The sequence below is a fragment of the Desulfuromonas acetoxidans DSM 684 genome (genome assembly GCF_000167355.1).
Taxonomy (GTDB): domain Bacteria; phylum Desulfobacterota; class Desulfuromonadia; order Desulfuromonadales; family Desulfuromonadaceae; genus Desulfuromonas; species Desulfuromonas acetoxidans.
In genome coordinates this window covers 28691-48970 of record NZ_AAEW02000020.1, presented here as the reverse complement: position 1 = coordinate 48970, position 20280 = coordinate 28691, and the positions used below count along the sequence as shown (strand labels likewise).

At 50.7% G+C, this 20280-nt stretch carries 21 protein-coding genes and 1 pseudogene; 9 read left to right on the top strand and 13 right to left on the bottom strand.

All coding sequences use genetic code 11. The features are described 5' to 3' along the window. Window positions 1-20 precede the first annotated feature (20 nt). Window positions 21-2273, bottom strand: a complete 2253-nt coding sequence (locus DACE_RS14265) for a molybdopterin-dependent oxidoreductase (protein ID WP_006002360.1) — start codon at window positions 2271-2273, stop codon at window positions 21-23. Window positions 2274-2534: 261 nt separating this feature from the next. On the opposite strand from DACE_RS14265, the gene DACE_RS14260 reads away from it, so the two are divergent. Further along, window positions 2535-3269 carry a hypothetical protein gene (locus tag DACE_RS14260; RefSeq protein ID WP_238326428.1) on the top strand — a complete coding sequence of 245 codons (735 nt, stop codon included), beginning with the start codon at window positions 2535-2537 and terminating at the stop codon, window positions 3267-3269. 109 nt (window positions 3270-3378) lie between these two features. On the opposite strand, the gene DACE_RS14255 is transcribed toward DACE_RS14260, so the two are convergent. Further along, window positions 3379-5100 carry a B12-binding domain-containing radical SAM protein gene (locus DACE_RS14255; protein WP_006002356.1) on the bottom strand — a complete coding sequence of 574 codons (1722 nt, stop codon included), beginning with the start codon at window positions 5098-5100 and terminating at the stop codon, window positions 3379-3381. Window positions 5101-5238: 138 nt separating this feature from the next. On the opposite strand from DACE_RS14255, the gene DACE_RS14250 reads away from it, so the two are divergent. The 4 genes and pseudogenes from DACE_RS14250 (at window position 5239) to glpK (ending at window position 9641) form a co-directional block, all read left to right on the top strand. Next, a complete protein-coding gene (locus tag DACE_RS14250; protein ID WP_006002355.1) occupies window positions 5239-6594 on the top strand; it encodes a radical SAM family protein in 1356 nt (451 codons plus the stop codon). A gap of 113 nt (window positions 6595-6707) precedes the next feature. Further along, entirely contained in the window at window positions 6708-7385 is a 678-nt protein-coding gene (locus DACE_RS14245; protein ID WP_006002353.1) for a TIGR04211 family SH3 domain-containing protein, read from the top strand. A 49-nt stretch (window positions 7386-7434) separates the two neighbouring features. After that, the gene (locus DACE_RS14240) at window positions 7435-8112 is read left to right on the top strand and encodes a PilZ domain-containing protein (protein WP_006002351.1); all 678 of its coding nucleotides are present in this window, start codon (window positions 7435-7437) and stop codon (window positions 8110-8112) included. Between the two features lie 34 nt (window positions 8113-8146). Then, a pseudogene (gene glpK, locus DACE_RS19025) lies at window positions 8147-9641 on the top strand (glycerol kinase GlpK). Window positions 9642-9651: 10 nt separating this feature from the next. Here the strand turns inward: glpK and DACE_RS14230 are convergent. The 3 genes from DACE_RS14230 to DACE_RS14220 form a co-directional block, all read right to left on the bottom strand. Further along, window positions 9652-10086 (bottom strand): hypothetical protein, encoded by a 435-nt coding sequence (locus tag DACE_RS14230; protein ID WP_006002349.1) that lies wholly within the window; start codon window positions 10084-10086, stop codon window positions 9652-9654. 612 nt (window positions 10087-10698) lie between these two features. Then, window positions 10699-11640: a CDF family Co(II)/Ni(II) efflux transporter DmeF gene (gene dmeF / locus DACE_RS14225; RefSeq protein WP_006002347.1), complete on the bottom strand. Its 942-nt coding sequence runs from the start codon at window positions 11638-11640 to the stop codon at window positions 10699-10701. 19 nt (window positions 11641-11659) lie between these two features. After that, entirely contained in the window at window positions 11660-12076 is a 417-nt protein-coding gene (locus tag DACE_RS14220; protein WP_006002344.1) for a MarR family winged helix-turn-helix transcriptional regulator, read from the bottom strand. Window positions 12077-12311: 235 nt separating this feature from the next. On the opposite strand from DACE_RS14220, the gene DACE_RS14215 reads away from it, so the two are divergent. From DACE_RS14215 to DACE_RS14200, 4 genes are all read left to right on the top strand, one after another. After that, window positions 12312-13190: a YicC/YloC family endoribonuclease gene (locus DACE_RS14215; RefSeq protein ID WP_006002342.1), complete on the top strand. Its 879-nt coding sequence runs from the start codon at window positions 12312-12314 to the stop codon at window positions 13188-13190. Between the two features lie 10 nt (window positions 13191-13200). Beyond that, window positions 13201-13812 carry a guanylate kinase gene (gmk, locus tag DACE_RS14210; RefSeq protein WP_006002341.1) on the top strand — a complete coding sequence of 204 codons (612 nt, stop codon included), beginning with the start codon at window positions 13201-13203 and terminating at the stop codon, window positions 13810-13812. 95 nt (window positions 13813-13907) lie between these two features. Then, window positions 13908-14117 (top strand): DNA-directed RNA polymerase subunit omega, encoded by a 210-nt coding sequence (rpoZ, locus tag DACE_RS14205; protein ID WP_006002339.1) that lies wholly within the window; start codon window positions 13908-13910, stop codon window positions 14115-14117. Window positions 14118-14256: 139 nt separating this feature from the next. After that, window positions 14257-15333: a RelA/SpoT family protein gene (locus tag DACE_RS14200; protein ID WP_006002337.1), complete on the top strand. Its 1077-nt coding sequence runs from the start codon at window positions 14257-14259 to the stop codon at window positions 15331-15333. Window positions 15334-15762: 429 nt separating this feature from the next. On the opposite strand, the gene DACE_RS18235 is transcribed toward DACE_RS14200, so the two are convergent. The 8 genes from DACE_RS18235 to DACE_RS14165 all read right to left on the bottom strand — a co-directional run bounded on the left by DACE_RS18235 (window position 15763) and on the right by DACE_RS14165 (window position 20230). After that, on the bottom strand, window positions 15763-15912 hold the full coding sequence (locus DACE_RS18235) for a hypothetical protein (protein ID WP_155809151.1): 150 nt from the start codon (window positions 15910-15912) through the stop codon (window positions 15763-15765). A 151-nt stretch (window positions 15913-16063) separates the two neighbouring features. After that, window positions 16064-16414 (bottom strand): helix-turn-helix domain-containing protein, encoded by a 351-nt coding sequence (locus tag DACE_RS17980; protein WP_040367584.1) that lies wholly within the window; start codon window positions 16412-16414, stop codon window positions 16064-16066. Between the two features lie 290 nt (window positions 16415-16704). Next, window positions 16705-17061, bottom strand: a complete 357-nt coding sequence (locus DACE_RS14190) for a hypothetical protein (protein WP_006002334.1) — start codon at window positions 17059-17061, stop codon at window positions 16705-16707. 19 nt (window positions 17062-17080) lie between these two features. After that, window positions 17081-18082 (bottom strand): EAL domain-containing protein, encoded by a 1002-nt coding sequence (locus DACE_RS14185; RefSeq protein WP_081450035.1) that lies wholly within the window; start codon window positions 18080-18082, stop codon window positions 17081-17083. Between the two features lie 114 nt (window positions 18083-18196). Further along, window positions 18197-18496: an Arm DNA-binding domain-containing protein gene (locus DACE_RS14180; RefSeq protein ID WP_006002329.1), complete on the bottom strand. Its 300-nt coding sequence runs from the start codon at window positions 18494-18496 to the stop codon at window positions 18197-18199. Between the two features lie 35 nt (window positions 18497-18531). Next, window positions 18532-18996 carry an SRPBCC family protein gene (locus tag DACE_RS14175; protein WP_006002327.1) on the bottom strand — a complete coding sequence of 155 codons (465 nt, stop codon included), beginning with the start codon at window positions 18994-18996 and terminating at the stop codon, window positions 18532-18534. Next, window positions 18978-19964: an NAD(P)/FAD-dependent oxidoreductase gene (locus DACE_RS14170; RefSeq protein ID WP_006002326.1), complete on the bottom strand. Its 987-nt coding sequence runs from the start codon at window positions 19962-19964 to the stop codon at window positions 18978-18980. Before DACE_RS14170 ends, DACE_RS14175 begins: the two co-directional genes overlap by 19 nt. Then, a complete protein-coding gene (locus DACE_RS14165) occupies window positions 19961-20230 on the bottom strand; it encodes a hypothetical protein (protein WP_040367582.1) in 270 nt (89 codons plus the stop codon). Before DACE_RS14165 ends, DACE_RS14170 begins: the two co-directional genes overlap by 4 nt. Window positions 20231-20280: the final 50 nt, after the last annotated feature.

Below are 20280 nucleotides of genomic sequence, written 5' to 3'. Positions count from 1 at the left end.
AACCGGACCTTGCGAGCGCCTCAGGAAAGCTCTGGTCCCTCGACCCGCTTTGCTTTGCAGATCATCTGCTTATAGGGGGCGCCAAAACCAAGGGTACCGATGGTTTTATGCGGGATCATGGTGTTGAGGTTGGCATCCCACACCCCGAATAAGCTTGGTGCTTCACCCTCTTTTTCCGGATACCACCAGCCGTGTTGGGCGTGGCAAACCTTTGGATGAATCGTCGTTGTCAGGTGCGCTTTCATCCGGCATTTGCCGAACATATTCTCCAGTTCGACCCAATCGCCGTGATTGATATTCAGCTTCGCGGCCGTCTCTGGATTTAATTCGACCAGCGGATCGGGATCGATATCGCGCAGGGTTTCGATCTGGCGATGCTCGGAATGGAACGAAGTCGTCCGCCGGGCGCCGGAAGTGAGAATCAGCGGATACTCTTTGAACAACTCCGGTGTTGAGACCGGTCCATAAGGAGGCTCTTTGTAGTAAGGCAGCGCATCATCCCCCCAGTTTTCAAACAGGGTCGAAGACAACTCGACCAACCCGGTAACGGTGTTGAAACCCGGCTCGCCATCCATGCGTAGCAGGCCCTTTTCGTACTTGCGATAATCGTAGGGCGGTTGATAAACACCCAGTTCGCTCAAACCTTCGAAATCGATTCCCAGTTCTGGCTGGAGTTGGTTGGTAAAAAAGTCCTGCACCGTTTCGAACGGCCACATGTCCGGGTGCAAACGCTTGCCCAGTTCCATACAGACCTCAAGGTCTGATTTGGTATCACCAACCCGTAGCGCCTCATTCATTGCCCCCAGAGTGATAGCGTTGCGGCCGTAATTGGTAATGACGACGCCGTTGTGCTCAGCGAAGGTCGGCAAGGGCAGGAAGATGTCGGCTAAGGCCATGGTTGTCGGGTTGTGGAACAGATCCTGAGCGACGATCAACTCCATCTGCTGTAACGCCTTATACCAGCGCTCCGGCTGCACCGCGCTCGACGGAGCCAGGACATTGGTACTGTTGATCCAGGCCATGCGCAGCTTGTACGGCTTGCCCGTTTCAAGAGTGTCGAGGGTTTCGTCAGGGTGGGTGGTCGCCATAACGGCACCAACCGCCGGCCATTCTTTCGCGCCAAGACGTTTATCCCAAAGTTCGTCAGACAGATTGCTCCGCGTCTCCATGCGCCATTTGCCAAGCAGAGACGATGGCGGTCCGAGGGTAAGACCACCTGGGACATCCAGGTTGCCGGTGATCGCAGTCAACGCCAGGATGGAATGCCCCAGTTGAACACCGTTCGGGTTCATGTCGACCGCCAGACCCCACTGGATTGAACACGGCTTTGCTGTCGCCATGGTTCGGGCCACCTCGATAATCGTTGACTCCGGCACCCAGGTGATATCAGCGACCTTTTTGGGCGGATACTGCTGGACCCGCTCTTTCAGCTCGTCAAACCCGTAACACCACTTCTCGACAAACTCTTTGTCATACAGCTCTTCATTGATGATGACGTTAAGGAAGCCCAGCGCCAAAGCGGTGTCGGTTCCCGGCCGTAAGCGACACACATACTCAGAACGTGTCCCCAGCCAGGTCATCCGCGGATCGATATGGATAAATTTGGTGCCGCGTTTCTTCATGTCGATAATGGAGTGGCCGAAGAAACCGTCCGGATTTGAATAGAGCGGGTTCTTGCCCCAGATCACGACATATTGGGGGAGTTCGAAATTCGGATTGTCATAACGGTCGGGGTAGTTGCCGGCGAAATCAATCTCCGGGTAACCGGCGCCGAGAATAAAATCGGTAATGGCACAGCGCGGTCCGTAGCAGGACCAGCCGCTGATCGGCTGGCTGACGTTGGGTGTACCGATCGAGGCGAACGCCAACGGGTAGTAATAGAGGCAGGCCTCGCGCCCGGTACCGCCGAAAACGATAATCGATTCAGCTCCGTGATCCTGTTTCAGTTGATTGATTTTCGGGATGATAATATCCCAGGCCTCATCCCAACTGATCGGCGTCCATTTGTCCTTACCACGATCCTTGGGATCACGCTTCATCGGCGTGGTGATACGGTTCGGGTGGTGGACATATTCCGGCAACGTCAGGCACCTGACGCACAAGCGCCCATTGGTAATAGGGTGCTCTGGATCACCTTCCACATCCACCAGTTGGCCATCTTTGACCGTCAATTTCATCCCACAGCCGACCGGGTGTTCTCCTGGGGGCGACCAGCCGCAGGTGCGAACGGTGTAAGAGCCATCAGCGTTTTCTACTTTCCACTCTTTTTTCATGCTGTCTTATCCTTTCCTAAGAGTTTCATCCACAAACCATGGTCCATATTGTGAATCTTTAGTTTGTAATGTGGACAGCAATAATTGGACCAATTCATTGTTTCGCAATTAGGATCGGTAAGTATTTGTTTTTAAGCGTTTTTCAGGGTGCTTTTGAAAGGTACGTGGAGGTGAGGAAAATCTCAAAACGAGAGATGGATATAAAAAACTTCTTGCCCCAAAGGCGCTATCCTCTTGCGGCAACAGGTTTTTTTCTTTTCTATGGCTGATGTCAATTTGCTACAGGGCTTCGTTTTTAACTCACGAGTCGGTCTCAGTTGCCGAAAGAAAGGGGGGGCAAGTCAACGGTTACTATGTTGTAGGTCAGAGCTGGACCACTTCTTCATACTGACGGACAACCCCAAAGAAGCGGGTGATCTTTTGGTTTCCATTGGGCTGAGTGAAAGTTTTAGCCGGGACCATAAGGGCCAAGGTACTTCAGATCGGCGCTTTACGTTTTCTAACGGAATGGTTGAATTACTCTATTTACGTGACCGCCAAGAGGCGAATAATGGTCCCGCGCAAAAAACGAGATTTCCGGAACGGATTCAAAAAGAAAATGCCTCGCCGTTTGGTATTATTTTGACGAGAACCAGTGATTCAAATTCAGGAATGCCGTTTAGCGGTTGGAAATATCAACCCGACTATTTTGAGCCACTCAATGCATTTCATGTTGGCGATAATTCTGAAATTTTGGAAGAGCCCCTGTGCGTTTACATCCCATTTGTTGGTCCTGTTAGACGAAAAGAAGAAACAGGAACATTTAAGTCCATGAGTCATGTTCAGCTCTCTGTCCCTCTTGGCGAAATGTCAGAGACACTGTGTGTACTACAATCGACCGATCGACTTCAAATTGAGCTTGGGAGCGAGCATCTGGTAACGCTTACATTGGATCATGGCCGGAGTGGATTATCCAGGGACCTTCGTCCTGATTTGCCATTAGTGATCAATTGGTAGGCTTCACGTGTCGCGAATGGCGGCTAGGGGCTGTTGCATTACGCTGGGATTCATACCGCTTTAGAGCCAAGCCGTCCGAACACGTATTCCTCGTTCTATTTCGCAACGATCAGATGGTACTTTCTTCGTTGAGGATCGTTTCTTTCACCTCCATCTTGCGTCCACTCCCGGTCAGATAGAAAAACACATGCACGGCAGGTTCACGTTCAGGCAGGTGGTGAAAGCGAGCAGCAAAATGCTGCAGCTTAATCCCTTGCCCCTGAATGCGTTGTAGCTGTTCCGCGACGCATTGTTTGAGGCGTGCCTGCTGATCGCGGTCGAGATTCAGATCGAAAAAGTCCGGCGCATTGCCCGGCGTCAGCCGTTCGGTGAGGGCACAATCACGGGCGAGGATGTCGAGCAGAATGGGTTGCGTATTCACATCAGTCTGATGACGGATAAATGCCGCTAGCTGTTCAAACAACTCCTTTTGCCCCAGCGGAAAGCGCAACACGTTGCGCTGTTGCCAGTCTTGAGCGATGGCCAGGAAGGCTTTGCCCATACTTTGGTAGTAATTGCCTAAGTATCTGAGCAGATTACGTGCCCGGCCGCAGTTCCAGGTCAGATCCAGCACCCGGCTCAGGGCGCGGATTTCTTCCAGATCGTTATAGTCCATGGTTGGTGTTGCCAGCACCCGGTAGGGCGGGTTGGGGTCGAACACCAGTTGATGGTGTTGGGCCTGCTGGCGCAGTGGTGCGCCCGGCAACAGTTTGACTGTTTCAATCTGCAAATGATCGGGATTGAGGGCCATCACCTGATCAAAGCCCTTGACCATCTGGGCCATGTCTTCGCCCGGCAATCCGGCAATCAGATCAAGGTGCAGGTGGACCTGGGTGGTCTCAATCAGGGCGCGAATATTGTCAAACAACTGCTGCTGCGGGGCATGACGCTTGATGGTTTTTAACGTTTCCGGCAGGGTGGACTGGATGCCGATCTCGAACTGGAACATGTCGTCCGGCACGGTCTTGAGCAGCTCCAATGTGGCCTCATCAAGCAGATGGGCACCGATCTCAAAATGGAAATGGCTGCAGCGGTTGTGCTGGAGGATAAAACTGAAAATGTGGTACGCGCGACGTGGGTCGTAGTTGAAGGTGCGATCCACCAGTTTGACTTTGGGAATCTCCCGTTTCATCAGCCACAGCAGGTCACGCTCAATGCGCTCGATGGAAAACGAGCGGACCCGCGTATCCAATGCGCTCATGCAGAAGGCACAGCTGTATGGGCAGCCGCGGCTAGTTTCGTAATAGACGAAGCCGCGCTCACAGTCCATGTCGCCACTTTCAAACGGCGACGGGATGCTGTCCAGTGACTCTAACAGCGGACCGTCGCCACCATCGATGATCTGTTCGCCATTGCGTTGTTCGATCCCGGGGATCAGCTGTGGTTGTTCTCCGGTTCGCCAGGAGTGCAGCAGCGCGCGCAACGGTTGTTCCCCTTCACCGCGAATGATGGCATTAATGCCCGGATGGTGTTGCCATAACGAGGCGGTTTCATAACTGACTTCCGGGCCGCCGAGGATGATACGAATCTGCGGTGCCGCCACATGCAGGGCATCGACCAACTCCAGGGTGGCGATACGGTTCCACAGGTAAACGGAAAAGGCGATCACATCCGGCTGCTTCTTGAGCAACTCGTAGAGCACGTTTTCTTTTGGTTCGTGCAGGGTGAACTCGCGGATCAGCAGTTCGCCGCAGTTGACAGTCGCATCCTGCTGGCAATAGGCGGCCAGATAAGGCAAGGCCAGGCTGGGATGGATGTATTTGCTGTGTAGTGTGGTTAACAGGGTTCGCATGGCGCTCAGTCTAGCCGAGGGCGGTGTCTGAGAAAAGGGAAAAGAGGCTGAAAAAACAAATAAATGGTGTTGTTAGCGCGGATTTTCGGGTAGCATAAGTCCTTTAACTTCAGAATACTTGGCAGGGTGATTTTATAGATGGCAAAGCAACGGTTACAGCCGACAGCGCAGGGAAAAACGATTCACATGGTGGTGGCCACCGCAGACGGTGAGGTGTTTGAACATCCCGATCTGCTCATGGCCGGTATGAATGGCATGACCCTGTGTCGGCCACTGGACGAAGAGCTGATTCCGCTGCCGGAAGGCAGTCGCCTGTTTACCTTGCCACAGACGCCGCCGGTGGGATTTGACCAACGCCAGAACCGCTTTGTCACGGCTGAGCGCTTGCCGCGGCGTTGGGGCGGTGAAAAAATCGAAGCGGTGTGTGCCTTTATGGCCCCGGCCTTTACCCGCACGTTGTTGCCGGCTGCTGCCTATGGCAAAGATCGTGAGACCTTGCCGTTGTGGGCGTACACGGCCGTTGGCTGGTGTCTGGAGGAAGAACGTTTTTACGTTGCCGCACAAAAGGTTGACCGCAATGTGCAATGGCAGCCGGAGCGTTTTGACGACCGTGAAGTAGCGCCCGGTGTCGAAAAAATTCTTGCCCAGTATCCTGACAACCGTCTGCTCGACCAGTTGTCGCGCTGTGCTTTGGACTATCACTGCTTTGCTGCGAAAAACCTGTTTCTCGGTCGTTGGGAAGCGCCGTTGCCGACTTCACCGGTATGTAATTCGCGCTGCCTGGGCTGTTTGTCCTATCAGGCGGAAGAGAACGAATGTTGTCCGTCGAGCCAGGAACGCCTGACCTTTGTACCGACCGTCGAAGAGTTGTGCCAGACCGCCGTGCCGCATCTGGAGCAGGCGGAAAACGCCATTGTTTCATTTGGTCAGGGCTGCGAGGGTGATCCGATCCTCCAGGCCGACACCATCTGCGAGGCGGTGCGCGCCATGCGCCAACAGACCTCGCGCGGCACCATCAACTTTAACTCCAATGCCTCGTTGCCGGACAAGGTGGTTAAGCTGGCCGAAGCGGGAATCGATTCGATCCGTGTCTCTTTGAATTCCTTACGAGAACCGTTTTATAATGCCTATTACCGACCGCGGGGCTATGCGTTTGCCGATGTGCTGGAGTCGATCCGTCTCGCCAAACAAAACGGTTTGTTTGTCATGCTCAATTACCTGGTCTTTCCCGGTATTACTGATCAGCCTGCGGAAGTTGAAGCGTTGCTTAAGGTGATTGATAATCGCCAGGTCGACCTGATCCAGATGCGCAACTTGTGCCTAGATCCACTGATGTATCTACAGGCCATGCCGCAGGGGGAGCCGGGGATGGGCATGAAGGCGATGCTTGATCATGTCAAGCAGCAGGTACCGGCCATCCAATATGGCTATTTTAATCGCACCCGGGAAAATTTTTACCCGCCCGGTTATGAAACGGACTGGCCTCTGGATTAAAAGAATTCGTCATATCCGAGCCACGCAATATTTCTGATTTGTTAAAGAAAATTTGTTTTATTGACGATACGTATTCACTGTAAAGGTCAATTACACTGCAAAGGAGTCTGTTGATGAAACTTCACGGCTTGATCGTGGTGATACTCTTATTGTTAACCGGCATGACCAGCGCCTGGGCGGAAACCCGTTATGTCTCCGACCGTCTGGTGATTACCGTGCGCGAAGGGATGGGCAATCAATACCGGGTGATAAAAACGCTGCCAACGGATAGCGCTGTCGAAGTGCTTGAGGAACAGGGGCGTTATCTGCGGGTTCAATTGAAAGACGGAACCGAAGGCTATGTTCTCAAGCAATACATCTCTCGGACGGTTCCCAAAACAACGGTGATCGCCAAGTTGAAGCAGGATGTTGCCAATCTGGAAAAGAAGTTGGCGGACCGTCATGGCTCGGTGAATACGCTCAGTGAATCGAATGCTCAGCTCGAAGAATCTCTGATTCAGACACGACGAGAGCTTGAGCAGGTGCAGCAGACGTTGCAGCAAACTCAAAAAGAGTACAGTGATCTGCAGGATAAAGCGGAAAATGTCGTTCTGATCGATAAGGAGCGACAACAACTGAAAAAAGAATTTGCCAAGCTCAGTGAAAAGGCGCAACGTCTTGAAGAGCAAAATGCCGCAGTGCTTAAAACTGCGATGATCAAGTGGTTTGTTGCCGGTGGCGGTGTGTTGTTTGTCGGCTGGGTTGCCGGCAAGTTTTCCCGCAAGAAACGCCGGACCCTGGGTGGTTTTTAACGGGTGCTAGAAAGTAGAAGTTGCTTCCTTCACGCAGGATGACTTGCCGATGCTGAAGTTACTGTTATATACGCACGATCCTGAGGTTCAACAGCATTATCTCAAGGCGTTGCCTGAGGAAGGCGCCATGGCTGTTGTGGTGTCGGACTTCAAGGAGTTTTTTAAAGAATCCAACACCATCCCCTGTAGTGGTGTCCTGCTTGATGTGGTGAGCAGCATCCGCGCCAGCCAGTTTGACCGGGAGGTGATTCAGGAGCTGCTGGAGGTTTATCCCTCCCTGCGGCTGCGGCTCGATCCGGCAACCGGGGAGATCCGTACTCTGATGACGGGGGCCGGTCCCGGCCAAAATATCTCCATTCGCAAGTTTGTTGAAACCTATTGCTCAAATTTTCTGCCGCGCTGCCTGCGTATGTGCCAGCGCAAACCGATTCATTGCAATGTGATTTATTCCTTTCACGATCAGCTCGCTTCAGAGGTGGTGCAGCGCTCCGTCACCATGGACATGTCGATTGGTGGCTGTTTTTTGATGACAACCGAGGCGTTGGAGGTGGGCGAGCGTTTGTGGGTCCGTATCATTGAATTGATGGATAACTCACCGATCATGGTTGAAGTCCGCTGGTGTCGAGAGTGGGGCCAGAAGATGATGGTTCCAGGTGTCGGTCTCCATTTTTCCGTCATTTCGGATCGACAACGGGAGGAGATTCGCACCCTGTTGGATGGGGACTGAGGCGCTGGGGGCTGTTGCGCGCCAGGAGGCTCGAATGACATCTTATGTTCTGGCCGTTGATCAGGGAACCACTGGTACGACGGTTCTGGTCTTTGACCGCGACGGCGCCGTATGTGGTCATGCCTACAGCGAATTCCGTCAATCCTATCCCCGGCCCGGCTGGGTAGAACATGATGCTGAAGAGATCTGGGATGTTACTCTGAACGTCATGCGCCAAGCCCTGGCTCAAGGGGGGATCTCACCTGAAAAGATCGGATCCATCGGTATCACCAATCAGCGTGAGACCGTGGTGATGTGGGACCGTCTTACCTCACGACCCGTTGCTCCGGCCATTGTCTGGCAGGATCGGCGAACCGCCGATTTTTGCGCGCAGCTCAAAGATGAAGGGCTGGAACCGGAGTGGCAGCAGCGCACCGGTCTACGTATTGATCCCTATTTTTCCGCAACCAAGCTACACTGGCTGCTTCAGCAGTCGGAAACCTTGCGCAATCGCGCCCGTCAGGGGGAACTGGCCTTTGGTACCATTGACAGCTGGCTGTTGTGGAATTTGTCCGGCGGTCGCTGCCATGCCACCGATGTGACCAATGCGTCGCGAACACTGCTGTACGACATTCACCAGGGCTGCTGGGATGAGGCGATTCTCAGTCGTCTGGACATTCCTGAAGCGATATTGCCGCAGGTCAAACCCTCCGCCGGGTTTATTACAGAAACTGCCCCCCGATCTGTTTGGCGGGGTGAGCATTCCGGTGTGCGGAGTTGCCGGTGATCAGCAGGCCGCTCTATTTGGACAGATCTGTCATCAGCCGGGTATGGCCAAGAACACCTATGGCACCGGTTCCTTTTTGCTGCTTAATACCGGAACCACACCGGTGATCTGTGATCATCTGCTGACGACCATCGCCTGGCAACTCGAAGGAGGTCCTGTTACCTATGCTTTAGAAGGGTCTATTTTTGTTACCGGCGCGGCGGTTCAATGGCTGCGTGATGGTCTTGGTCTGCTTGACGATGCAGCGGACAGTGCGGCTCTTGCCGAGTCTGTGACCAGCAATGATGATGTGTATTTTGTCCCGGCGTTGACTGGCCTCGGTGCCCCGTATTGGGATCCCTATGCCCGTGGTGTCATGGTCGGGTTGACTCGCGGCACTACCCGCGCCCATCTGGTGCGGGCAGCCTTGGAGAGTATGGCTTATCAGGTGACGGATGTGGCGCGGATCATGGCACGCGAATCCGGTGTTGCTCTGACGGAACTGCGTGCCGATGGCGGCGCGGTCAGCAATGCTTTTTTGATGCAGTTTCAGGCGGATATTCTCGGGGTGCCGGTCATTGTCCCGCCGATCAGTGAGACCACCGCCTTTGGTGCAGCGGCTTTAGCCGGCCTGCCAGCAGGGGTGTGGGCGACATCCGAGGATTTACAACATTGCCAACACGGCCGACAACGTTTTGAGGCTGTCATGCCCCGCCGTCAGGCCGATCAGTTGATGACGCGCTGGTCCGAAGCTGTCGCTCTGAGCCGTGGCTGGGCACGCTGAGCCATCGCTCTTACGCTTTTGCGCAACGCAAGATTTTACTTCCCCCTTCAAATAACACCGTGGCCTTATCCTGGCCCGTTTTTCCTGTGACCTGTCCGAGCCCAAACGTCGGATGGCGGACAATATCTTTCACCTTCAATGGCACATCAATGGCATAGATTTTAACGTTTGAGCAAGAGTCCAGGTTGAGGTCTTGCCATTGTTGTTGATCGCGTTGCTCGGCAGTGAGGCGTTTTTTAGCCGGAGCTTTTTTCTGACTCGGAGTTGTCGTTGCCGGTTTTTCGGCTTTGGGTGCCCGGTATTTATGGCGTCCCTGGCAGGTGTTGCACATGACCATGGCGGGTTGATCGTCGACCATGGCGATGATGGTGTGATTGGTAATTTCGCGGCACTTGGTGCAGCGCGCATCAATAGTGGCTCCGGCACTGAGGGTGGTGCTTTTCATAAGGGATGACTTCTCCAGAAAAATGTCGATGAATGATCGTCGGATTACATGATTTATTGAGGCTGACGTTCCGATCAGAATATCAGCAAAGGCTGGCGATCATAGCATTGATCCCAAGGGAAAGGCAGTACAATGTGATTAGATATTTTTAGCACCGAACAAGGGCCTGGCAGGCTGTTGAAAAACAGCCTGTGAGCCCACGGTGGGCTTACAAAATCAAAGAAAGGTTTTTAAGTTCTTAATTTTGTAACCAAGACGGGAGTCGCATTTTCCGCTTACGCTTTTACAGGGGCTGCGGACAGGCGCAGCCCTGCTTGCCTTACCGGGGAGCGACTTGGACCGTGAGATTGCATCGTTGTAAAACTGTGGGCAGCCAGCTTGGCTATTTCGCTTTCTTCTTGCTGCCGGGAACTTTTTTGGTCGTTTTTGGAGTAATTTTTTCTGCGCAGCAGACGTTCTTTTTTTTGTCGGCCAAGGCGCCACATCGTTCACATTTCACCTTGGCATCGTTTTTTTTGACGGTGGATTTTCCTTTCAGACATTTTCCCATTGCTTTTCTCCTTACAACGTCTTTGTTGGACAGGCGGTTGAAAACGTTTTGTCGCCAACCTGTTAAGGGCTGGATGGGCTGACGGATGTAATGTCATTGAAATGATGAACCTCAATGGTTGTATGTTGCAAGTTTTTGATTGCGTTTAATTGTTCTTTGTATACGCGAGTTGTGAATGGTTCGTAGCTGACCAGAGAGATCTCTGCAGCAAGAGCGTGCGGGCTGATGTGTCTGACGTGCAGATCGGCAATTTTGGTGTGGTCACTTTCGAGGGCTTCGCGGATCTGTTGGTTGATGGTGGCGTCGGGTTGTCGATCAAGCAGGATACTGCTGGTGTCTTTCATCAGTCCCCAGGCCCAGATGCCTATGATCACGGCGCCGACAATTCCCATGGCAGGGTCCAGCCACATCCAACCAAAATATTTACCGCACAGCAATGCGACAATGGCCGTCACTGAGGTTAACGCATCGGCAATAACATGCAGGTAGGCGGCTTTCAAATTGTGATCGTGATGATGGCTGTGACCATGATGGTGGCCGTGATCCTCGCCACCGGCGTGCAACATGGCGGCACTGGCCAGGTTGACAATGAGACCGATAACGGCAACCAGCAGGGCTTCATTGAAGTGGATGGCGTTGGGATGGAGCAGGCGGTCAATGGATTCACCGATCATCAGGGCGGCAACGCCCGCCAGTAGGATCGCGCTGGTATACCCACTGAGAACACCGACTTTGCCGGTCCCATAGCTGTAGCTGGTGTCTGCTGCGTGACGGCGGCTGTAGATATAGGCTGCCGCTGTGATTCCCAGGGCAAAAACGTGTGTCCCCATGTGCCAGCCGTCGGCTAATAAGGCCATGGAACCGAACAGCCAGCCGCCGAGAATTTCAATCACCATCATCACCAGAGTCAACAGGATCACCCGATGGGTATTGCGTTCCGCTTGACGGTTGTCGTGGTGAAAACTGTGGTCGTGTTGCCAATGGTCGATGGGGGGCGGATTCATGTTAAAGCTCCTTTGGCGCTTAAAATTGCTGGACCAGTCGGGTGAGGAGTTGTTGCAACATGTTTTTTTCCTCGTCGTTAAATGTCGTGGTCATCTCTCGTGTCAGCAATTCGTGTAGTTTGTGATGTTCATTGAACAGTTGCTGCCCTTTATCGGTCAGGACGATCACATAGGAGCGGCGGTCTTTCGGGTTGGGTTGACGATGCAGTGCTCCGAGAGTTTCGAGCCGATCAACCATGACGGTCAACGTCCCGGTGGTGATCCCCATGCGCTGGGCCATCTCTTTCATGCGCATCTCGCCGTGATGGCCGACAATTTCAACCGCATGCATCTGAGCTGGCGACAGGCCGCTGTCCTTGACCACGGTTTGCTCCCAGGAGGAGATTTTGTCGTACAGTTCAATCAAAACATGGGTCAGGTCGTGGGGGATCGGCATGGGAAAACTCCTGTTGTTTGTTTTTCAAACTATTTGAACTTAGTTTGTTTTGATTGTCAAACAAAAAGCACTTCCCCGCGCCGTGGCGTTAACCGGTGTTTTCATGTACAGGGATTCGCCGTTATGATACAACTCTGGATGGTGGAAAAAGAGAGAAGTTTCCCAAAATTTTTTACAGGATGCGGTAGGGCCTTAACGGGCGATATGGCATCGTTGTGATAGAAATGGACCGATTATGATCAAAAGCATGACAGGGTATGGTAAAGGGCAGGTTGGCGGAAGCGATGCGCATTACAGTGTCGAGATAAAAACGGTGAATCATCGTTATGCTGACATCACCGTCAAGGTGCCTCGGACTCTGATGTTTCTCGAACGTGATCTGAAGAAATGGACGGCGGAGCGTCTGACGCGTGGCAAAATCGATGTTTTCGTCAATCGCGAATCGACAGCGCAGGCCGTGGTGACTCCAGTGGCAAACGATGCTTTGGCCACGGAATATGTTCACCTGTTTCGTGCCATGAGTGAGCGCTACCATCTTAGCGGTGATATCCCTCTTTCTCTGCTGGTTGCCCAAAAAGATGTGGTCACTCTTCAGGAGACCAATCTTGATGAAGTGCTGGTCCGAGATACCTTACAGCAGACGTTGGAAAAAGCTATTGATGCTGTTGAGACCATGCGTCTCAAAGAGGGCGCAGCTCTGCAGGAAGATATTCAGGAGCGTCTCAGCGATATGGAGAGTCTGCTGCAGGTGATTGAAGAGCGGGCACCTCTGGTGGTGGACGAGTGGCGACAGAAATTGCAGCAACGTCTGGAGCGGCTGCAGAGCGATGTGGAACCCGATCCGCAACGCGTTGCGCAAGAAGTGGCCATTTTTGCTGATCGTTGCGATATCAGTGAAGAGGTGGTGCGCTTCAAGAGCCATCTGGTTCAGTTTCGCCAGTTGTTTGAAAGCGAGGATGCCGTGGGCCGGCAGATGGATTTCCTGATTCAGGAGCTCAACCGCGAAACCAACACCATGGGATCCAAGTCCAATGATGCGGAGTTGACCCGTCAGGTTGTGGCGATCAAGGCGGAATTGGAAAAGATCCGTGAACAGGTACAGAACATCGAGTAGGAACGGACGAATGAAACGTGAAGGAGTTCTGTTTGTCGTTTCGGCACCGTCTGGAGCCGGAAAAACAACGCTGTGCAAGCGGATGATTGACATATTTCCGAATTTGGGGCACTCTGTCTCTTTTACCACGCGCCCGATGCGTGGTGGTGAAACCGATGGTGTGGATTACCATTTTGTGTCGGTCGACACCTTTCGACGCATGATTGACGACAACGCTTTTGTCGAGTGGGCGCAGGTTCATGACAACTACTACGGTACGGCGCTGAAAACGCTTGAGGATGCGCGTCTTCAGGGGCATGATGTGCTTCTGGATATTGACTTCCAGGGCGCGGCACAGCTGAAAAAACAGGCGGCTGAAGCGGTGTTCGTGTTTATTGCACCACCAGACATGGATGAGCTGGAGCGGCGTTTGCGTCAGCGTGGTACTGATAGCGATGCCGTGATTTCCCGTCGGCTTGATAATGCCGCAGGTGAATTACGTGAAGCGCAGTGGTATGATTACATTGTCATCAACGACGATATTGACCATGCCGCAAAGCAGTTGCAGGGAATTATCGAAGCGGAAACATGTCGTGGACGGCATGTGTATCCCTTTGTAGAACAGATGATCGCCCGGCGATAGATAATCGTTTGTCAAAGGCCTCTTGTGGCTTTTGACAAAAAGCTCAAAAGAATCAAGAACAAACGGCGAAAGCCTTTTAGGGAGAATATTAAATCATGGCACGTGTTACTGTTGAAGACTGTCTGGAGAAGATTGATAACCGTTTTCTGCTGGCGATGGTTGCTGCCAAGCGCGCCAAGCAATTGTATCGTGGTGCAACACCATTGATTGAGAACGTGTCCGGCAATAAAAAAGTCGTTCAAGCATTGCGTGAGATTGCCGCCGGAAAAATTGAGTTCGACGCTCCCGACACCCGTACTCACTAAGTCCGGTGTCGGTGCCAGAAGGTGCCGAATAAAATTGTTCACGTGACCGTCCTGTCATTTGACACGGACGGTCACCAACATACCCTGTTGATCGTGGTTTGATTCACGAAAGGCGGGTCAGAGTGGTTAAAGGGCATCATTGAAGTCACTCGAAGATATCCTCAATACCGTTAAAGAATACCTTCCCGATGCGGATCTTGACCTGATCCGGCGAGCCTATCCTTTTAGCCAGCAACTCCATCAGGGTCAGGACCTGCCTTGCGGTTTGCCTGCGTTCAGCCATCCTGTGGCTGTGGCGGAGCTATTGCTGCGTCTGAAGATGGACGTGCCGACCGTTGCCGCCGGGCTGCTCCATGATGTTCTGCAGAAAGAGATGGTGACCTCTGCCGAGCTCAGGGAGCGTTTTGGCGATCAGGTTCACATGCTGGTTGAAGGTCTGACCAGAATCAATAACATCATCTTCAAGCGCGGTGAAGAGCGACAGGCCGAGAGCTTTCGTAAGATGCTGCTGGCGATTGCCCGCGACTTTCGTATTATCCTTATCAAGTTGGCCGACCGACTTCACGGCATGCAGAACCTGAGCTGTTTGCCCGATGCACAACAGCAGCGCATTGCTCGTGAAACCATGGATGTCTATGCGCCGTTGGCTAACCGCATGGGTATCAGCTGGATGAAAAGCCAGCTCGAAGACCTGTCGTTTCAGCACCTTTATCCCGATGAGTATGCCGAGCTTAACGGCAAGGTCATGGCGTTTAAAACCGATGCCTGTGATCAGTATGTCCAGCGGGTCAAGAATGAGCTACATGCTATTCTGGCCAAGCAGGGGATTGATGGTGATGTGTCGGGACGCTCTAAGCATATCTATTCCGTGTACCGCAAGCTGCAACGTCAGAAAATTGATCTTGACCAGATGTACGATCTGATCGCCTTCCGGGTGATTGTGACTTCGGTGCGTGAGTGCTATGCGGCGCTGGGTATTGTCCATGCCGAGTGGAAACCGGTGTCGGGGCGGTTTAAAGACTACATCGCCATGCCGAAAGCTAATATGTACCAGTCGTTGCACACCTCGGTGATTGGTCCGTATGGCAAGCGCATGGAGGTGCAGATTCGCACTGAAGAGATGCACCGCATTGCTGAAGAGGGGATCGCTGCCCACTGGATGTATAAAGAGGGTAAGACCACCGGTTCCGGAGGCCATTTTTTTATAAAAACATAAAACGTTATAAAATTGAATATTATCTATATTATCATGCGTTTATAAACGATTTTCTTTCGCAATTCTATCTTGTGTCTGTATTTTAATTCGTTTTTTATCGATAATTCTAATCTTTATGTGCGCCCAGGGTTGACCTTTGGTGAAGCTTTAGATGTCTACTGGAAAGAGTTGTTCCTATAGTCTTCTATGAGGAGCAATTATTTGCAGTTTCCCTCTGAAAACCTTATTGATGTTAGGTGGTTGTCGCACTTGGTTCAGTTTTGACCAAGTAGTGACCACTTTCGTCCACCTTGGTCCATAAGATGGAGTTCTGCTGTAACATCTTGAAAATACAGTCTTATAGCTGGGTTTGGTCTAGAGGGTTAAGAATGCTGGAGAGGACTCAACTATATTTTGCTTGGTGTGTAAAATAAAAACTATTTCCTTGTGTTACAGATGGTTGTTGTTGGGGGCTTTCGTCGTTAGGCTTTTGGATTTCAGCTCTTCCCGTTTATTGTGTTTCTCAACGATCTTGTCGTGAATGATGATTACCACCGCAAATAGAATATAGAGATAAGAAAGGGCAATGAAGGTTTCCATCTTTTTCTCCTAACGTCAGGTTGCTTGGTCAATGCTCCTCGGAATTTATCAATACATCAACGTTGGCAACTCCTATCTGTTTTGTACTCTGTGTTTGCCCCTCATTCAAATGAAATGTTTAGTGTCTCCTCGTAGAGATTTTTGATTGTGGTCATTCTTCATCTCCCCACGTCCAAGGTTGGGTGTTTTCAGGCTTGTGTTTTGACGATGACGCTCGTTTTCTCTTTCGGCTTGAATTGCGTAAGATCTGTATTGGTCGTATTTGCGATTCTGGAAGAAGCGCATCCAATGGCTCTAATTGTCCTATGGCTCGTAATATACGAATAAGTGTTGTTGTTTGCGTAGGCTCTCCAGATTCTACTCGTTCAAGGGTTCGTTTTCCAATTCCAGCATTGGCAGCCAGTTGGGATTGGGTCAAATTCAGGGAGATGCGCAATTCGGCCAAGCGTTTGCCAATCTCCTGAAGAGTCGCACTGTCTGTTGTAAAATTACTTATCTTCAATTCGTCACTCCTTGCGAATAGAGTGCACTTTTCTGTATTAAGTCGTCAATGGGTGCGAGTCCTTTTGCGGGTCTGTCGCAACAAAGATAAGTCTAGTCTGAGTATAGCTCTTATCTCGTGGCAAAAAGACGGTTGTGCCATTCTCACAACTAGGCTGGTGTGGGGGTATTCCCCGAAGTAATTGATCGTTGTTCGAATTTGTGGCGTTGCAGTAGAAAATGAAGCAATGGGCCTGTTAAAATGCTACTTCTCTCACTATAGTCTTATCTGCCCAAACGTAACCACACAATTCAATCGATCAAAAACGGTTCTAGGTTGGTTTTGCCATAATTTATATTGTCTTTAAGGTTCTTAATCTGTTTGGCAATTATTGCCATGGTCTGTTTGACACCAACGGTTTTTTCTGGGTCGGTAAGAGGGAAAAGACGGACCGTGACGGCATTTTTCTTTTGTGATAGTTGGATAAAGAAGTTTTGTCTCTGTCCTTCTTCGATAACAAGGGTTTCAATTAACACAGATCTTGATACCGGACTAAAGTATTTGTCCGTGACTTTAAGGATTCCGTTTTCTGTTTTTTCGGCAAAAGGGGTAATCGCTTCAAAAGCTTCTTCAGTTGATGCAATGTTTTCTAAAACAATGTGAGGCATACGGGTTATCCTTTCCGCGTTACAGTTTTCTTAGTGGCTCGCCATTAGGTCGTCCGAAGTAATATCCTTGGGCGAGGTCGGCACCGTGTTCTGCACAAAATCTCAGTTCTTCACTTTTCTCGACGCCTTCGGCCAAAACCAATGTTCCGTTGTCTTTGGCGATTTGATTGATGGCGCAGAAAACTGATTGATTCATGCTGTTTTCGTGAATATCTTTGATCAATTCTCGATCAACCTTGATCACATCCGGCTGTAATTTCGCGACCATGTTAAGAGAAGAGTAGCCACTGCCGATATCGTCAAGGGCAATCATGAAGCCTTGAGACTTATAATAGTCGAGAATGTCTTTAAGGTGATCGATGTCTTCTACGCGTTCACTTTCAGTTACTTCAAAAATGATATTTTTAGGATCAAATTCCAGCTGGTTAGCCCATTTGACCGTTGATTGTAGGCAATGATGTGGATCGTAAATAGCCGTAGGGATGAAATTGATAAATACCTTAGCTCTGATATTTTTTACTGCCGCTGTTTTCAAAGACATTTCGCGGCATTCTCGATCAAGGTAGAACAGCATATCTGCTTGCCTGGCCCATTCAAAAAGAAGCGATGGGCTGATTAAACTGTTGTCATCATCGACGCCGCGGCACAATGTTTCGTAGCCATAAATTGAGTTGTTGGGAATGTCAACAATCGGTTGGAAATAGGTTGTCAAGGCATGATTGTCGATCAGAGAAATGAGCTTTTGCGCCTTGATCAGATCATAGTACTGTTGCAGTGTTTTGATATACTTGATTTTTTCTGCAGTGAGTTTTTCACCGTTGTCAAGAAACAGGACCGTAATTCCTTCTCGCTGTACTGCGCTGGTAAAGTGCTCATGGCATAATTGGTCAATAATCGTCTTAAAATTGACGATCTTGACGTAAAGAGTCCGGCTATCTTCTCGTTGAAAAGCCAATTGATGGCGGTTAAGGAATTCAACCATTTTTTCTGCCAGTTCCTTAACGGCGCAGCTGATAATCATATTTCCATTGTTTTGACTGATGCGGGGTATGGAATGACATCGTGGACAGTTCACAGTGCGTTTTTCCTTTCATATAACGAACCATGGTCATGGCGGTTCGACCTGTTATCAGGTTCAGCTACTCAGGTGTTCCCTGATGTTCTTAATTCCCGCTTTGTGCAGACTGGAAAGTTCTCGGGCTTTTTTTCGAGCGCTGTAGAGGGTTAAGCCTCGTCTTCCTGCCGGGTCGTATTTCCCCAAAGCAAGCCTGACACGTTTAAAGTTTTCTGTGTAATACCTGAAATAAAACTTTCTCTCGCCTGTTGTACTGACCTTGGCGCAGAGGACTCCATGTCCCGTGTTAAAATCAGCATCACAGAGCCAAGTGTCTTTTTCAGGCACGTGTTGTAATTCAATGTCGGTTATCAGATTCATTGTCGTATTGTCTTCTTTGTGATGTATGAAAAACTTTATGCATTATCTGAAAATCGCTGCTTGAGCACGTTGAAACGATGGTCGAAGATTGCTTCGAGTTTTCTTTTTATGTAGATGGGATGAAACGCTCGTCCTACTGGCCCAAAAGGCAATGAGTAGTGAACGATATCTGTCATGACAATGCCCGCATCGCTCGGAGTGAAGTGGTGTTGATGGTGCCAGAATTTATACGGCCCCAGTCGTTGCTCATCGACGAAAAAACAGGGTTCATCCACGTGGGTTATTTCTGTTGTCCACGGAACGGGAACTCCTGCCACGGGATGGACAAAGTACTGAACAATAAGCCCGGCATACATTTTAGGGGGTAACTCAGAACGAACTTTGAAATTGAGCCAAGCAGGCGTTATTTTCTCCAGATTTGCCGGATTCGAAAAAAAGTCCCAGGCCGTTTCAATGTCAATCGGCAAAGACTGCACGCGTTTTAGAGTGTAGACATGCACGACGGCCCCCCTTTTTTTAACGAGGATAGAATTGTTTTTCCAAGTTCTGAGCCGCTTTTCCAGGCATCTTCGACCCGGCGGCCAAGGCACCAATCGCCACAGACCCCTAGACGTTGTTGCTCATCCCACAGATAGGGTTGCGCTAACGGGGTTGTCGTAAAGCCGTAACGCCACCGATGGCTGAACAGGACGTCGCATTCGAAATTAAGATTAAAAGTGTTCAGAAATTTTTGTTTAAGTTGATTTCCGATGGCAGCGGGAGGTTCTTCCAGATGCTTTTCTGACCATGCTGCGGAGGCTTGGACTATATAGACATGTTGGTTGGCCCGGTCTTTTTTCGCACTGTTGCAGGTTACTCTACGAATATCATTATCGGTGAAGACTGTCACATCTTGGATGTGTTGGACCGGACCGGGGAGCTGTAGTGCACAAATCCAGCAAGGCTCCATCTCTACCCCTTCTACTTTTGCGCGAAGATCCTTTTGGTCCACAAGTAACTGCACTGCTTGCGGGGACGGAATGGCGAGAATCACAAGATCCCACAATCCGAGGTCAGTTCGGCCGTCATTATAGATTCGCCACATTGAATCCGTTTTTTCAATCATTGAAATATGTGTTGAGGGGTGAAACTTGATGTCTGCGAGAAGTGCTCGTGTCAATGCACTTGTGCGTGGAACTGAGATGTAATGAACGATCTCATCAAGAGCCAACGGCCCATTGACACGAGCAGCCCAGGGTTCAATGATTTTTTTGTCTGCGAATTTTTTTAAAAAGCTCTGGAAGCCAACCGTCTCGGCACTAAAATAAGGGGTGCCGTGATCAATCCACCCACCTGCAAAAGAGCGGCTGGACATACGACCACCGGTTCCCTTGCTTTTTTCAAAAACAGTCACATCAATCCCGTGGGAATCCAGGATGTGGGCAGCCGTCAGTCCGGCCATTCCGGCACCAACAATAGCGACTTTCATTGTTCGTCTCCATCCGCGCTGTTTCGGGTCTCTAGTCGCCGCAGACATTCTGCGCGAACCCCCTCCAGGCCTGAAATTGTCGCTGTCAACGTAGCGTCTCCGACGACACCTCTTCCGGTCCAATCGTTGTCAAAGCGGATATAGAGGGTTTTTAGCTCGCTTTCAACTTGCCGTAATGTCTCGTGGGGCTTTTCTTCAATTCGGGCGTTGAAAAAGTGAACAAGACCCTCAACGATTTCATCCTGTTTGTTTTGTAAAAACTCCATAGGTTCCTCGAATGTACATAAACGGTATTGTTGGCAAAAAAAGATAGACG

What these genes read in the sequence shown, in the direction of transcription:
- DACE_RS14265 (WP_006002360.1), bottom strand. Translation starts at nt 2,273, where the DNA reads ATGAAAAAAGAGTGGAAAGTAGAAAACGCTGATGGCTCTTACACCGTT.
- DACE_RS14260 (WP_238326428.1), top strand. Translation starts at nt 2,535, where the DNA reads ATGGCTGATGTCAATTTGCTACAGGGCTTCGTTTTTAACTCACGAGTC.
- DACE_RS14255 (WP_006002356.1), bottom strand. Translation starts at nt 5,100, where the DNA reads ATGCGAACCCTGTTAACCACACTACACAGCAAATACATCCATCCCAGC.
- DACE_RS14250 (WP_006002355.1), top strand. Translation starts at nt 5,239, where the DNA reads ATGGCAAAGCAACGGTTACAGCCGACAGCGCAGGGAAAAACGATTCAC.
- DACE_RS14245 (WP_006002353.1), top strand. Translation starts at nt 6,708, where the DNA reads ATGAAACTTCACGGCTTGATCGTGGTGATACTCTTATTGTTAACCGGC.
- DACE_RS14240 (WP_006002351.1), top strand. Translation starts at nt 7,435, where the DNA reads ATGCTGAAGTTACTGTTATATACGCACGATCCTGAGGTTCAACAGCAT.
- DACE_RS14230 (WP_006002349.1), bottom strand. Translation starts at nt 10,086, where the DNA reads ATGAAAAGCACCACCCTCAGTGCCGGAGCCACTATTGATGCGCGCTGC.
- dmeF (WP_006002347.1), bottom strand. Translation starts at nt 11,640, where the DNA reads ATGAATCCGCCCCCCATCGACCATTGGCAACACGACCACAGTTTTCAC.
- DACE_RS14220 (WP_006002344.1), bottom strand. Translation starts at nt 12,076, where the DNA reads ATGCCGATCCCCCACGACCTGACCCATGTTTTGATTGAACTGTACGAC.
- DACE_RS14215 (WP_006002342.1), top strand. Translation starts at nt 12,312, where the DNA reads ATGATCAAAAGCATGACAGGGTATGGTAAAGGGCAGGTTGGCGGAAGC.
- gmk (WP_006002341.1), top strand. Translation starts at nt 13,201, where the DNA reads ATGAAACGTGAAGGAGTTCTGTTTGTCGTTTCGGCACCGTCTGGAGCC.
- rpoZ (WP_006002339.1), top strand. Translation starts at nt 13,908, where the DNA reads ATGGCACGTGTTACTGTTGAAGACTGTCTGGAGAAGATTGATAACCGT.
- DACE_RS18235 (WP_155809151.1), bottom strand. Translation starts at nt 15,912, where the DNA reads ATGGAAACCTTCATTGCCCTTTCTTATCTCTATATTCTATTTGCGGTG.
- DACE_RS14190 (WP_006002334.1), bottom strand. Translation starts at nt 17,061, where the DNA reads ATGCCTCACATTGTTTTAGAAAACATTGCATCAACTGAAGAAGCTTTT.
- DACE_RS14185 (WP_081450035.1), bottom strand. Translation starts at nt 18,082, where the DNA reads ATGATTATCAGCTGCGCCGTTAAGGAACTGGCAGAAAAAATGGTTGAA.
- DACE_RS14180 (WP_006002329.1), bottom strand. Translation starts at nt 18,496, where the DNA reads ATGAATCTGATAACCGACATTGAATTACAACACGTGCCTGAAAAAGAC.
- DACE_RS14170 (WP_006002326.1), bottom strand. Translation starts at nt 19,964, where the DNA reads ATGAAAGTCGCTATTGTTGGTGCCGGAATGGCCGGACTGACGGCTGCC.
- DACE_RS14165 (WP_040367582.1), bottom strand. Translation starts at nt 20,230, where the DNA reads ATGGAGTTTTTACAAAACAAACAGGATGAAATCGTTGAGGGTCTTGTT.